This window comes from Mycobacterium ostraviense (assembly GCF_002705925.1).
GTDB classification, from domain to species: Bacteria; Actinomycetota; Actinomycetes; order Mycobacteriales; family Mycobacteriaceae; genus Mycobacterium; species Mycobacterium ostraviense.
Genome location: NZ_NKRE01000001.1, coordinates 812691 through 826650, shown reverse-complemented (window position 1 = coordinate 826650; position 13960 = coordinate 812691). Strand labels below are relative to the sequence as shown.

Here is a 13960-nt window from a genome sequence, read left to right as displayed (position 1 = left end):
TTACGGCCGGCAGGTCTGATGGGCCCCTATGCGTCACCAGGGTTTCCGACCGGCTCCAACAGTATTGAAGCAGCTTGCTGGGCCGTGCGCCGGCACCTCATTCGGTGTCGCAGCACGGGCGGTCCGGTCACCAGTGCTTTTTCCACCAGGCGTAGAGCTGGTCGAGGTTGGGTCCCTCGGGATCCCCCTGGGCGAGGAAGATCATCAGTTGGGCCTCGTTGGTCCATACCACCGTCGGGCTGCTTTCCTGGACCGCGCAAAAGACCATGCCGCCCACTTGTGGGCTCTCGGGGCGATGCCAACCCGTCGGCGACTTGGATTCCCCGGGACAGTTGACCATGATGTCGGTTCGCAGCAGTCCGTCGAAGAATTGGCGCAAGGTGGCGGTTTCCCCGAACAGTGTGTAAATCGCCCGGGATGGTCCGCCGGCGTCGACGTTCTTGTCGCAGATGACCCTGGCCAGTGCGTCTTTGGGCGGCAGGAAAGGCCTGCAGGTGCCTGGTGCGTACCCCAACGGCAGCAGGCTGAGTAGCCGGGCCAACGCGTCTGCGGATGCCGTCGAAGCGGGAGACGTCGGTAACGGTGAGGCCGTGACCGTCCGGGGACCCGACGCCGTGTTCGGCCGAACGGTAAGCCAGATCCCCTGCGCCGCGAACACCAGCAATACCGCCAGAGCTGCGGCCGCCAGCAGTAACCACGGGTTGCGCAGGCGCCCGGAAAACGACGGCGCGCGCCGGCCGGAAGGTGGCGTGGCATCCGCTTTTTGCGATGGTGGCTGCGGCGGCGGTGGCGGTGGCTGCGGTGGTGGGGTGCTGGCCACGCCGGGCCAGGAGCTGGCCTCCGGATTGGACGACGAAACGTTCACCTCCGACGTCGGAAGTGACGGAAGTGCCAGCGGCCCGGACACATTGAGGTCCGGCTGCGGCGTCGCCGCTACCGGGGTGGGCGCCGATGGGGTGGAGGTCGAAAGACTCCCGTAGATGACGCCGGTGATGTCTTCAGCCAGGACGTCGCCGTACAGGCCCCCAGCCTCCTCGCTGCGCTTGAGGATGCGAAACTCCTGGACCTGGTGGGGCCCACTGAGTGCTTGATGAGCCGCCAGCGCCAAGTCGCCCGCGCTTGCGTAGCGGTCCTCCGGCCGTTTGGCCATCCCTCGTGCGATCACCGCGTCGAAAGCGGCGGGGATCCCGGGGCGTAACTGGCTGGGGCGTGGAATCGGTGCCATCAGGTGGGCGGTGATCAGCATGCCGGCGCTGTCGGCCCGATAGGGCGGCGTCCCGGTCAAGCACTCGTGCAGCACGCAGGTCAAGGAATAGATGTCGGCGCGGTGCGTCACCTCGGCATCGGAAAATCGTTCCGGGGCCATATACCGCCAAGTCCCCACCGCACTGCCGAGTTGGGTCAGCTTCTCGTCCGTTGCCGCGCTGGCGATCCCGAAATCGACCAGGTACACGAAGTCGTCGCGGGTGACCAGGATGTTCTCCGGCTTGACGTCGCGGTGCATCACCCCGGCCGCATGCGCCGCGTCCAACGCCGAGGCCACCTGATGCACCAGGGCCACCGCCCACGGGGGCGTGACCGGGCCGAACCGTTCCAACAACAGCGCCAGGTGGGTGCCCTCGATCAAGCGCATGTCCAAGTACAGTTGCCCGTCGATTTCTCCGTAATCGTGGATGGGCACCACGTGCGGTTCCTGCAGCCTGCCCGCGTTGCGGGCTTCGCGTTGCATCCGCATGCGGAACACCGGATCGTGGCTCAGCGACTCCGACATCAGTTTCAGCGCCACTACCCGCTGTCTGACGGTGTCGACAGCCTCGTAGACCTCGCCCATCCCGCCGGTACCCAGCAGCCGCTTGAGGTAGTAGGGCCCGAACCGGGTACCCACTCGCGAACCTCGCGTGGAGGCACTCATCGCCGACTCCTCAAACCAACGGGTAATCGCACCAGCAAGCCATACTCACCGGCCGGCCTGCTGACCGCACACCCCGGCCTAGCAACCATGACGGTAATTGCTTGCTGTAGCGGGCGCACCAAAAATGAAGCATCCGTCCCACAGCTGCAATCGTTCCGTTAGCTGGGCCGCCCCGCGGCGGTAGCGGATGGGCGCGGGTGATCGGCCACGCCGGTGCCGCAACCCGACCGTGCGGTGTGTGCGCGCAGCACGACTGACGCCCGATTTGTGGTGTTCGACGGTGATCGGCGTGGGGCCCGGATCGCCGCTGTCAGCGGCGTTGCACACCGTCGGCGCTGATCGCGGGTCGCTTTGCTGCCCGAGTCGGATTTTCGGCTGCGGAGCGAGGCGGGACTTGACGGCACCGTGATTCGCATCGTCGCGGACATCGCTGCGTTGTGGTCGGCAAAGTGCGGCGCCGGCGGCAAATGAGCTATTTCGATCGGAAAGTCCCGTTGTGATGCTTAACCGGCGCACAAGAGTCATTATTGAACAACTGTGTAGCAGATGTTCGTCTGAGCGCTTCCGGCCGTTCGCAGGGAGGTCATCTTGGCCAACGTCGAGTTCGCGACATTGCTCGCGGTGGGCGCTGCGTTGCTGGCCGGCGTCGGATATGTGACCCTTCAGCGGTCTGCTCAGCAGGTCACCGACGAGGAAGTCGGCCACTTTACGTTGTTCCATCTCTCGCTGCGCCACGCCCTGTGGTGGCTGGGCAGCCTGGCCGCCCTGGGCAGTTTCGGTCTACAGGCGGTGGCACTGACCATGGGGTCGGTGGTGTTGGTGCAGTCCCTGCAGGCTACGGCGCTGCTGTTCGCCTTGCCGATCGACGCTCGCATGGCCCACCACCGGTGCACCGCCAGGGAGTGGATGTGGGCGGCATTGCTGGCCGGGGCGGTTGCCGTCATTGTTCTGGTGGGCGATCCGACGGCCGGCCACGCCCGTGCTCCGCTGTCGGACTGGGCCGTGGTCGCGGTCGTGATCGTTCCGGCGGTGCTGCTGTGTGTGGTTGGCGCGCGCGCCTGGTCGGGTCCAGCGGCGGCGGTGTTGCTGGCGCTCGCGTCGTCGGCAGCGTTGGCGGTGTTCACCGTGCTGACCAAGGGAGTCGTGGCCGAACTGGCGCACGGGTTCGAGGCGATGTTTCGGACTCCCGAGTTCTATGGCTGGATGTTGGTCCTGCCGATCGGGCTGATGCTGCAACAATCGTCGCTGAGGGCGGGTTCGCTGACCGGATCACTGCCGACGATCACGGTGGCCAGACCGGTGATCGCGTCAGTGCTGGGCATCACCGTGCTCGACGAGGTGGTCCACTCAGGTGAAAGGCAGCTGTTCACGCTGGCGGTTGCGGTGGCGGTGGTGGTTGTCGCGACGGTGGCCCTGGCCCGCGACGAGGCGGCCATGATGGCCACACCTGTCGGCGATCTGAACGTGCCAGGCCAGCTTGCGGTCTCGTAAAGGCTTTTGCCGCCCCGATTTCACGTCATCGGCCAGGATGCCGGTAACAGTTCGGTTGCCGTTGGGCGGGTACGCGTGACGCCCCTCCCATGGCCGGTAACGTGGCGCAGAACATCGGCGAATCGGCGGCATGGGGGCCGCCTGGGCCGGACCAGCAGGTGTCAGCGGTGGGGTATGGGCGCCTCGTCCGGCGCTGACTGGTGGGGCAGAGATATCGGAGTTCTCGGTTTGCCCTTCGATCATGGGGGTTTCATAGCTGCCGCATAGCTGATGACAACTCGTGCATAGGTCGTTGCGGAAGTATGCGGAGGCGCACAACAAGCAACCAGCACAAGAAAGTGTGAGCGCCGCCATAGGATTTTCAGTGAACTGCTAGCGAACAACGGGTGTACGTGCAGCTGACCGGGGGAACGCTGGTAGCCGAGCGAGAGGTGGAGGGTCGGCCATGTCCAAGGTTGAGGTTGCCGCGCTGATCGCATTGTGCGCGGCGCTGGCATCGGCGGTGGGCGACGTTATTCGCCAGCGATCCGCCCAGGAGATTACCGACAAGCAGGTAGGTCACCTGAGGTTGTTCGGCTTGTCTCTGCGTGACGGCCGGTGGTGGCTGGGCGGTGCGGCCGCGGTTCTCAATTACAGCCTGCAGGCATTGGCACTGGCGTGGGCGTCGGTGATGCTGGTGACCGCGTTGCAGGTCACCGCGCTGCTGTTCGCCCTGCCCATCTACGCGCGGTTCGCGCATCACCGGATCACCCGCTGGGAGTGGATGTGGGCGGTGGCCTTGGCGGCCGCGCTGGCGATGGTCATCATCGTCGGAGATCCGGCGGCCGGCCACCAGCGCGCCCCGCTGCACACCTGGGTCATCGTCGGCGTGGTCCTGGGCCCGATTTTGGTGTCGTGCGTTCTTGCCGCCCGGTTATGCGTCGGCCGCCCCCAAGCGGCGGTGTTGCTGGCGGTGGTGTCGGGTGCCTCGCTGGCGTTGTTCGCCGTACTGACCAAGGGCGTGGTCGAGGTTGCCGAAGACGGCCTGGGCGCGGTGCTGCGTGCACCGGAGTTCTACCCGTGGCTCTTGGCGGCATTGGCCGGCATGATTTTCCAGCAGTCCGCTTTTCGCGCTGGTGCGCTGACCGCCTCGCTACCCACGATCACCGTCGCCAAGCCCGTGGTGGCGGCGGTTCTGGGCGTTACCGTGCTCGGCGAGACTTTGGAAGCCAGCGGCCCGGAGGCGATTGTGCTGGTGCTGGCGGTAGCGGCGGTGATCGCGGCGACCGTGGCGCTGGCCCGTGGCGAGGCCGCGACCATGGTTGCTCAGACCGGGCGCGACAGGATACTGACAACGCCGCCGACGTCGTCGGCCAAGCGCGATGCCGGCGGCGGTCAGATCGCCGATCCTGTCGTGGTGGTCGACGGTCCGGTTTGGGGATCTTCCTCGGTGTAATCCCCGCGATGGGGTTGCCGCGGGCCCGCGTGCCCGCCTGGTCCACCGCCCGACGCGTTAGTTTGGTGGCGTGTTGGGTGCCATCGCGATCGTTCCGTCCGCGCCGGTGCTCGTTGCCGAACTCGCCGGGGCGGCGGCTGACGAGGTGGCCGACATCCGGGCGGCGGTGACCGCTGCGGCGGCCATGTTGCCGCCGCGGTGGGTTGCCGTTGGGATAGGCGCCGCCGACGGGGTCGTGGACCGCGATGCCGTCGGCTCGTTCGCGGGTTTCGGCAGCGACGTCCGCGTCCGGCTCTCGCCGCTGCGTGACGACGAGCCGGCACTGCCGGCCGAGTTGCCGCTGTGCGCGCTGATGACGGCCTGGGTGCGGGGCCGGGCACGGCCGGAGGCCACCGCACAGGTCCGCGTCTATGCCGGCGACCACGATGTCGACGCGGCGCTGGCGCGCGGCAGGGACCTGCGGGCCGAGATCGACCGAGTGCCTGATCCGATCGGCGTGCTGGTGGTGGCCGACGGCGTCAACACCCTGACGCCCCAGGCCCCGGGCGGTTACGACCCCGGCGGCGCCGACGTTCAGCTGGCCCTCGACGCCGCGCTGGCGGCCGGCGACGTGGCGCCGCTGATCACGTTGTCGCCGCGGGTCCTCGGGCGGGCGGCGTTTCAGGTATTGGCGGGCCTGACCGAAGCCGGGCCGCAATCGGTCAGGGAGCTGTACCGCGGGGCGCCCTACGGGGTGGGGTACTTCGTCGGCGTTTGGCTGCCATGAGGCCACTGGCGATCATCGGGCCGACGGGGACCGGCAAATCGCAACTGGCGCTCGATATCGCCGATCGGCTCAGCGGCGAGCTGGGCGCGGAAATCGTCAACGCCGACGCCATGCAGCTCTACCGCGGCATGGACATCGGGACCGCGAAGCTGTCCGTCGAAGACCGCCGCGGCATCCCGCATCATCAACTCGACGTCCTGGACGTCAGCCAAACGGCGACCGTCGCGCGCTATCAACAGGCCGCCGCGGCCGACATCGCGGACATCCTGGGCAGGGGAGCGCTGCCGATCGTGGTGGGCGGCTCGATGCTCTATGTCCAGTCGCTGCTCGACGACTGGACGTTTCCGGCCACCGATCCCTCGGTGCGCGCCCGATGGGAGCAGCGGCTTGCCGAAGTCGGGGTGGGCGAGTTGCACACCGAGTTGGCTCGCCGCGACCCGGCCGCGGCCGCGGTGATCCTGCCGACCGATGGGCGCCGAACCGTGCGGGCGCTCGAGGTGATCGAACTCACCGGGCGGCCGTTCGCGGCGTCCGCGCCGCCCATCCGGGCCCCCCGGTGGGGCACCGCTATCGTCGGATTAGACTGCGCCACAACACTTCTCGACGAAAGGCTGGCGCGGCGAACCGACGCGATGTTCGAACAGGGCCTGGTTGCCGAAGTTCGCGCGCTGCTCGGTGAGGGGCTGCGGGACGGGGTCACCGCCGCACGGGCGCTGGGTTATGCCCAGGTGATCGCCGCGCTGGACGCCGGCGGGACCGCCGCCCAGATGCGTGACGCGCGCGAGCAGACCTACATGGGCACCCGTCGTTACGTGCGACGGCAGCGGTCCTGGTTCCGCCGTGACCACCGGGTGCACTGGCTGGATGTCAGCTCGGCCGCCAGCCTGGTCGACCACGCGATCCGCGCCTGGCGGGACGTACCCTGATCTGGTGATGTTCGCCAAGGGCCACGGCACCGAGAACGACTTCGTGCTGCTGCCCGACATCAAGGCGCAGCTGTCGCTCGGCGCTGGCCAGGTCGCCGCCTTGTGTGACCGCCGCCGGGGACTGGGCGCCGACGGGGTGCTGCGGGTCACCATCGCCGAGGCCGCGGTGGCCGCCGGTGTGCTCGACCGGCTACCTGACGGCGTCGGTGCGGCCGACTGGTACATGGACTACCGCAACGCCGACGGCTCGGTGGCGCAGATGTGCGGCAACGGCGTGCGGGTGTTCGCCCACTACCTGCGTGCCAGCGGTCTGGAGCACCGAGACGAGTTCGTCGTCGGATCATTGGCCGGCCCGCGCCCGGTCATCGTACACAGCGTCGATGCAAGCAACGCCGACGTCACCGTCGATATGGGCAAGGCCAACCGGATCGGCACGGGGACCGCTGCCGTCGGGGGTCGGCGGTTTTCCGGCCTGGCCGTCGATGTGGGCAACCCGCACCTGGCGTGCCTCGATCCCCGGTTGACCGGTGCGGAACTGGCGGCTTTGGACGTTGCGGCGCCGGTGAGCTTCGACCCGGAGCAGTTCCCCGACGGGGTCAACGTCGAGGTGCTGACGGCTCCGGTCGACGGCGTGGTCAGCATGCGGGTCCATGAGCGAGGGGTGGGTGAGACCCGTTCCTGCGGCACTGGGACGGTCGCCGCCGCCGTCGCCGCGCTGGCCGGCGCCGGGGCCGAGACCGGCACGCTCACCGTGCGGGTGCCCGGCGGTGCGGTCACGGTGACCGTCACCGATGCCACCAGCTTCCTGCGTGGCCCGTCGGTGCTGGTGGCCAACGGTGAAGTCAGCGGGGAATGGTGGCGCGCCCAACAGCGTTAATTGAGGTGCACGACACCGATACAGCGTGCACTATTGCTAATTGCCTATGACATATCCCGAATTTCCCCATCAAGATCCGTTGGAGCCCAGCACCGGCGAACTTGCCCTCGAGGACAGGTCGGCGCTGCGCCGGGTCGCGGGGTTGTCGACCGAGTTGGCCGACATCTCCGAGGTCGAGTACCGCCAGCTGCGCCTGGAGCGCGTGGTGTTGGTAGGCGTCTGGACCGAGGGCAGCGCCGCTGACACCGAGGCCAGCATGGCGGAATTGGCGGCGCTTGCAGAAACCGCCGGCTCCCAGGTACTGGAAGGAATCATCCAGCGCCGCGACCGCCCGGACCCGTCGACCTACATTGGCTCCGGCAAGGCGGCCGACCTCCGCGGGATCGTCGTGGCGACCGGAGCCGATACCGTTATCTGCGACGGAGAGCTTTCTCCAGCCCAGCTGACCGCGCTGGAGAAGGCAGTCAAGGTCAAGGTCATCGACCGCACCGCGCTGATCCTCGACATCTTCGCCCAGCATGCCACCAGCAGGGAGGGCAAGGCCCAGGTGTCGCTGGCCCAGATGGAGTACATGTTGCCGCGGCTGCGGGGCTGGGGCGAGTCGATGTCGCGGCAGGCCGGTGGCCGCGCCGGCGGCAGCGGCGGCGGAGTGGGTCTGCGCGGTCCCGGTGAAACCAAGATCGAGACCGACCGGCGCCGCATCCGCGAGCGGATGGCCAAGCTGCGACGCGAGATCAAGGACATGAAGCAGGCCCGCGACACCCGGCGCAGCCGCCGGGTGCACAGCGACCTGCCATCGATCGCCATCGTGGGCTACACCAATGCCGGCAAGTCCAGCCTGCTCAACGCGCTGACCGGGGCCGGGGTGCTGGTGCAGGACGCGCTGTTCGCGACGCTGGAACCCACCACCCGGCGCGCGGAGTTCGGTGACGGTTCGGGCCGGCCGGGCCGATTCCTGCTCACCGACACCGTCGGCTTCGTCCGGCACCTGCCCACCCAGCTGGTGGAAGCGTTCCGCTCCACCCTGGAAGAGGTCGTCGACGCGGATCTGCTGCTGCATGTCGTCGACGGCGCTGACGCGAACCCGCTGGCCCAGATCAACGCGGTGCGTCAGGTGATCTCCGAAGTGATCGCCGATCACCGGGCCGACGCGCCGCCGGAACTGTTGGTGGTCAACAAGATCGACGCGGCCAGCGATCTGGCGTTGGCCAAACTGCGTCACGCGCTGCCCGGCGCGGTATTCGTCTCGGCCCGCACCGGGGACGGTGTCGACGCGCTGCGGCGGCGGATGGCCGAGCTGGTAGCTCCCACCGACGCCGCCGTGGACGTCGTAATCCCTTACGACCGTGGCGACCTGGTAGCCCGCCTGCACTCCGACGGGCGCGTCCAGCACGAGGAGCACAGCGCGCATGGCACCCGGATCAAAGCGCGGGTTCCGGTGACGTTGGCCGGGCACCTGCAGGAGTTCGCCGTCCGTTGAGTTGCGCCACGGCGTGTCGCATGCGCGGTGGCCAGCTAGCGCGACCCGCCCACTGACCTGCTCGCCGATTGAGGCACCAGACCGTCGGCGGCTGCCGACCAACCGGCTGGTTGGTATATGTTGGGCAGCAGAGTTCGCTTCGCCGGAGGTTATTCATGGGCAGTGCCATCAAGTACCAGCGCACGCTTTTCGAGCCCGAGCACGACTTGTTTCGCGAGTCCTACCGGGCCTTTCTGGACCGCCACGTGGCGCCGTACCACGATGAATGGGAAAAGGCCAAGATCGTCGACCGTGGGGTGTGGCAGGAGGCCGGCAAGCAGGGTTTCCTCGGCATGGCGGTGCCCGAGGAGTACGGCGGCGGCGGTAACCCCGACTTCCGGTACAACACGATCATCACCGAGGAGACCAGCGCCGGACGCTACAGCGGCATCGGCTTCGGGCTGCACAATGACGTCGTGGCGCCCTATCTGCTGGCGCTGACGTCCGAAGAGCAGAAGCAGCGCTGGTTGCCGAAGTTCTGCAGCGGCGAGTTGATCACGGCCATCGCGATGACCGAGCCGGGAACCGGTAGTGACCTGCAGGGCATCAAGACTCGCGCGGTCAAGCACGGTGATCACTACGTGCTGAACGGCTCGAAGACATTCATCACCAACGGGATCAACTCCGACCTGGTGATCGTGGTCGCCCAGACCGACCCCGAGAAGGGTGCGCAGGGCTTTTCGCTGCTCGTGGTCGAGCGCGGGATGCCGGGGTTCGAACGCGGTCGCCACCTGGACAAGATCGGGCTGGACGCGCAAGACACCGCCGAACTGTCGTTCACCGATGTGAAGGTTCCGGTCGAAAATCTGCTCGGCGAAGAAGGCATGGGATTCATCTATCTGATGCGGAACTTGCCGCAGGAACGCATCTCGATCGCCATCATGGCGGCCGCCGGGATGGAGGCGGTACTGGAGCAGACGCTGCAATACGTCAGGGAACGCAAGGCTTTCGGCAAGCCGATCGGCAGCTTCCAGAACAACCGTTTCGTGCTGGCCGAGCTGGCCACCGAGGCCACCGTGGTGCGGATCATGGTCGACGAGTTCATCGCCCTGCACCTCGAAGGCAAGCTGACGGTCGAGCAGGCCGCCATGGCCAAGTGGTATTCCACCGAGAAGCAGGTGTACTTGAACGACCGCTGCCTGCAGCTGCACGGCGGTTACGGCTACATGCGCGAATACCCGGTCGCCCGCGCCTTTCTCGACGCGCGGGTGCAGACCATTTACGGCGGCACGACCGAAATCATGAAGGAGATCATCGGCCGCGGTCTGGGTGTCTAGCCGCCTTCGCGGCTCATCCGTGCGCTTCGTGTGCGTCGTGGGCGCTGCGCAACAGCGCCGTCAGCTCTTCTTCCTGCTTGGTCGGTGCGCGATAACTTGTTGAGAGCGAGTCGATCTCGTGTTCGGCGGCCAGCAGCGCCGCGAAGATCTTCTCGCGTTCGGCCGGATCCGCCTCGTAATGCAGGTCGAGATATTCCAGTGCGTGCCGGCGTGCCCGGGCGACGGCGTTTTGCCTGCGGCCGCGCGCCGACAACAACGACGCCACGGTGGTGATGAGCAGGACGGCGACGATCACCGTCAACGACGTCGCGGTCGTGATCTCTACGATCGGCACCGGCCTGCCGTCGTTGATGAAGGGAATGTTGTTGTCGTGCAACGCTTCCAACATCATTTTCACGCCGATGAAGCCCAGGATCGCGGCCAGCCCGTAGGACAGGTAGATCAGCCGGTCCAGCAGATTGTCGATCAGGAAGTACAACTGGCGCAGCCCCAACAGCGAGAAGGCGGTCGCGGCGAACACCAGGTAGACATTCTGGGTCAGCCCGAACAGCGCCGGCACGGAATCGAACGCGAACAGCACGTCGCTGCCGCCGATCGCGATCATGACCAGCAGCAGCGGCGTCATCACCCGCTTGCCGTTTTCGACGACGAACAATCGGTCGCTGTTGTAGTCCGGGGATGTCCGCAGGAATCGGTTGGCCAGCCGCAGGATCAGGTTGTCACCGCGGGTTTCGGGCTGTTCCGGTTTGGCGAGGTTGCCCGCCATGACCAGCAGACCCAAGCCGAACGCGTAGAACGCCCAGTTGAAGTTGTCGATGAGCGCGGCTCCCAGCAGGATGAATCCGGTGCGTGCGACGAGCGCGAACGCGATACCGAACAACAGCACCTTCTGCTGAGCGACCCGCGGAACCCCGAAGCTGCTGATGATCACCAGAAACACGAACAGGTTGTCGACGGACAGGGCCTCGTTGCTCAGGTAGCTCGCGAAGTACTCGATTGCCATGACGGCGCTGCCGAAGACGGCCACCGCGATACCGAATAGGACGGCGATGCCGATGAACATCGCCGACCAGAGTGCGGACCCCCGTAGCGTCGGGCCGTGCGTATGTCGTACGTGGAAGACGTAATCCACCAGCATCAGGGCCGTGATCATGACGATCGTGAGGACCCAGACAACTACGGAAACACCCATGTCAGCTGGGTATCCTCTCGTGGGGTCAGTCGGGCTGGGCTCTCGGGCACGGTAGCGTACAACCGGTGTGGGCCGAGTTCCGGTTCCTCGCGACACGCACGCGACCCGGCATCATTTCGGAATCAGCTGGGTATCCGTTTTCGGAATATTTACGATTTGACTTCGCATTTGTCGTTCGCTAGAGCAAAGTTATGCGGGCCCGGCGACGATGCGGAACGTAGCTGGGGGACGGCCCACAGGTGGGAAATCCGCCAGCTCGCGGCGCGGGCAGGGCATCGGCTGGGAGGCTTGGTGAACGGGCAGAGAGGTCAATTGAGCAGGCTGGTCGGGCGTGCGGTACTCAGCATGGCGGCTACAGTGCTGGCTGTCGGGCTGCTGGCGCCTACTGCGGCAGCGTCCCCGATAGGTGACGCGGAAGCCGCCATGATGGCTGCGTGGGAGAAGGCGGGGGGCGAGACATCGACGCTCGGCGCCCGGAAGGGTGACGTCTATCCCGTCGGGGATGGCTTCGGCCTGGACTTCGACGGCGGCAAGATGTTTTACACCACGGATACGGGTGCCAAATATCTGTACGGCCCGGTGTTGGCAAAATATGAGGCGCTGGGAGGGCCGGCCGACAGTGATTTGGGATTTCCCACCATCAACGAGGTTCCCGGCCTTGCCGGCCCCGACAGTCGGGTGAGCACCTTTTCTGCCAGCGACAACCCGGTGATTTTCTGGACGCCCGACCATGGCGCCTTCGTGGTGCGCGGCGCGATGAACGCCGCGTGGGACAAGCTCGGCAGCTCTGGGGGCGTGCTGGGCGCCCCGGTCGCCGATGAAACCTACGACGGCGACGTCGTATCCCAGAAGTTCACCGGCGGCGAAGTCTCCTGGAACAAGAAGACCAAAGATTTCACCACCAACCCGGCGGTATTGGCCGATCAGCTGAAGGGCTTGCAGGTGGCGCTCGACCCCACCGCCGCCATCAACATGGCCTGGCGCGCCGCCGGCGGCGCCGCCGGCCCGTTGGGCGCCAAGAAGGGCGCGCCGTACCCGATCGGCGGTGACGGTATCGCCCAGGACTTTGTCGGCGGCAAGATCTTCTTCAGTCCCGCCACCGGCGCGAACGCCGTGGAGGGCGCGATCCTGGCCAAATACGAGTCGCTGGGCGGTCCGGTCAGCAGCGACCTTGGTTTCCCCATCGCCAACGAGTCCGACGGCGGCATCACGCCGGCCAGCCGGATCGCGGCGTTCTCCGCCGCGGACAAGCCGGTGATCTTCTGGACCCCTGATCACGGCGCCTTTGTGGTGCGCGGAGCGATGAAAGCCGCCTGGGACAAGCTCAAAGGTGCTACCGGCAAACTCGGTGCGCCGGTCGCCGACCAGACCGTCGACGGCGACGTGGTGTCGCAGAAGTTCACCGGCGGCAAGGTGTCCTGGAACCGCGCGAGCAACACATTCACCACCGACCCGGCGAACCTGGCGCCCTTGCTATCGGGGCTGCAGGTGTCCGGACAGAACCAGCCCAGTACCTCGGCGGCTCCATCGCACGGCAAGAAGTTCACCTGGCACTGGTGGTGGTTGGTGGCTGTGGTCCCCGTCGTGCTGCTGATTGTGATGTTCGTGTTGGTCGTGTTGGGCGTGCGCCGGCGGCGCACCGGCCAACCCGCCGCGTACGAGGCATACGAACACGAGCAGGATCGCGATGTGGACGCCGGCTACGACGCCGTAGGCGGGCGCTGGCCGCACGACGATATCGATTTCGGCTCCGAAGACTTCCCGGCTGACGACCAGCATCTGCAGGAACATCGCGGTCCGGATGCCGGGGCAGCGTCGCGGGTCAGCTGGCGACGGGGCGCCGCGACCGGCGCTGGTATCGACGAATATGGCGGTGACAGTGGCGAATACGGCGGCGATGTACTGCGCGCGTCGGATATGGGCTTCGAGTTTGACGAAGAAAATCCCGACGCGGTGGATACCACGCCGACACCCATCGTGACCCGCGCCGACCTTGCGGAGTCGGCGGTTCCCGAGCCCGACGTTCTAGAAACCGTGACCGGGGAACCCGTGGTACCAGAAACATATGCGCCGGAAGCAGCGGTTCCAGAGGCGGCGGGTCCCGAGGTAGCCGTCCCGGAGACCGCGGTTGCCGATGCCGCCTTCCCGGATGCTTTCGCCCCGCGCGCTGCCTCCACCGATGCCGAGCCCGGCTACGCGGAGGTCGCTCCGGAGGCGTTCCCGGAAGTCGTCCCGGAGGTTTCAGCACCTCAGGGGAGGACGGGGCGCCACGCTGCCGCAGAGCCCGACGCTGAGCCGCAAGCGCCGGAATCGGTTCTCACGCCCACGGTTGCATCCGGGCCCGGCCCGGCCGTGCGGCCGACTATCCACATGCCGCTGGACCACGACCCATACCAGGCGCCAGAGGGATATCCGATCAAAGCCAGTGCCCGGTTCGGCTTGTATTACACGCCCAGCAGTGCGCTCTATTACGACACGCTCGCCGAAATCTGGTTCGCCAGCGAGGAAGCCGCCCAAGCCAACGGTTTCATCAAAGCGGACTAGAAATCCGGCGCCCGGCGATGT

The 13960-nt window shown here is 66.8% G+C and carries 10 protein-coding genes; 8 read left to right on the top strand and 2 right to left on the bottom strand.

Translation table 11 applies throughout. From position 1 onward, the window contains the following. Positions 1-127 precede the first annotated feature (127 nt). Positions 128-1912: a serine/threonine-protein kinase gene (locus CDN38_RS03710; protein WP_075510838.1), complete on the bottom strand. Its 1785-nt coding sequence runs from the start codon at positions 1910-1912 to the stop codon at positions 128-130. Positions 1913-2500: 588 nt separating this feature from the next. Here CDN38_RS03710 and CDN38_RS03705 point away from each other — a divergent pair. From CDN38_RS03705 to CDN38_RS03675, 7 genes are all read left to right on the top strand, one after another. After that, positions 2501-3403 carry a DMT family transporter gene (locus CDN38_RS03705; RefSeq protein ID WP_075510837.1) on the top strand — a complete coding sequence of 301 codons (903 nt, stop codon included), beginning with the start codon at positions 2501-2503 and terminating at the stop codon, positions 3401-3403. Between the two features lie 445 nt (positions 3404-3848). Beyond that, complete coding sequence (locus CDN38_RS03700; protein ID WP_180276282.1) at positions 3849-4838, top strand: DMT family transporter; 990 nt, start codon at positions 3849-3851, stop codon at positions 4836-4838. A 70-nt stretch (positions 4839-4908) separates the two neighbouring features. After that, positions 4909-5604: a class III extradiol ring-cleavage dioxygenase family protein gene (locus CDN38_RS03695; protein WP_099318779.1), complete on the top strand. Its 696-nt coding sequence runs from the start codon at positions 4909-4911 to the stop codon at positions 5602-5604. Further along, positions 5601-6530, top strand: a complete 930-nt coding sequence (gene miaA / locus CDN38_RS03690) for a tRNA (adenosine(37)-N6)-dimethylallyltransferase MiaA (protein WP_075510835.1) — start codon at positions 5601-5603, stop codon at positions 6528-6530. Before CDN38_RS03695 ends, miaA begins: the two co-directional genes overlap by 4 nt. A 4-nt stretch (positions 6531-6534) precedes the next feature. Beyond that, the gene (dapF, locus tag CDN38_RS03685) at positions 6535-7407 is read left to right on the top strand and encodes a diaminopimelate epimerase (RefSeq protein ID WP_075510834.1); all 873 of its coding nucleotides are present in this window, start codon (positions 6535-6537) and stop codon (positions 7405-7407) included. A 46-nt stretch (positions 7408-7453) separates the two neighbouring features. Beyond that, positions 7454-8887 (top strand): GTPase HflX, encoded by a 1434-nt coding sequence (hflX, locus tag CDN38_RS03680; protein ID WP_075510833.1) that lies wholly within the window; start codon positions 7454-7456, stop codon positions 8885-8887. 155 nt (positions 8888-9042) lie between these two features. Beyond that, a complete protein-coding gene (locus tag CDN38_RS03675; protein ID WP_075510832.1) occupies positions 9043-10203 on the top strand; it encodes an acyl-CoA dehydrogenase family protein in 1161 nt (386 codons plus the stop codon). A 13-nt stretch (positions 10204-10216) separates the two neighbouring features. On the opposite strand, the gene CDN38_RS03670 is transcribed toward CDN38_RS03675, so the two are convergent. Beyond that, positions 10217-11395, bottom strand: a complete 1179-nt coding sequence (locus tag CDN38_RS03670; protein WP_075510831.1) for a TerC/Alx family metal homeostasis membrane protein — start codon at positions 11393-11395, stop codon at positions 10217-10219. 291 nt (positions 11396-11686) lie between these two features. On the opposite strand from CDN38_RS03670, the gene CDN38_RS03660 reads away from it, so the two are divergent. Beyond that, on the top strand, positions 11687-13939 hold the full coding sequence (locus CDN38_RS03660) for an LGFP repeat-containing protein (RefSeq protein WP_180276281.1): 2253 nt from the start codon (positions 11687-11689) through the stop codon (positions 13937-13939). The last annotated feature ends 21 nt before the right edge of the window (positions 13940-13960 follow it).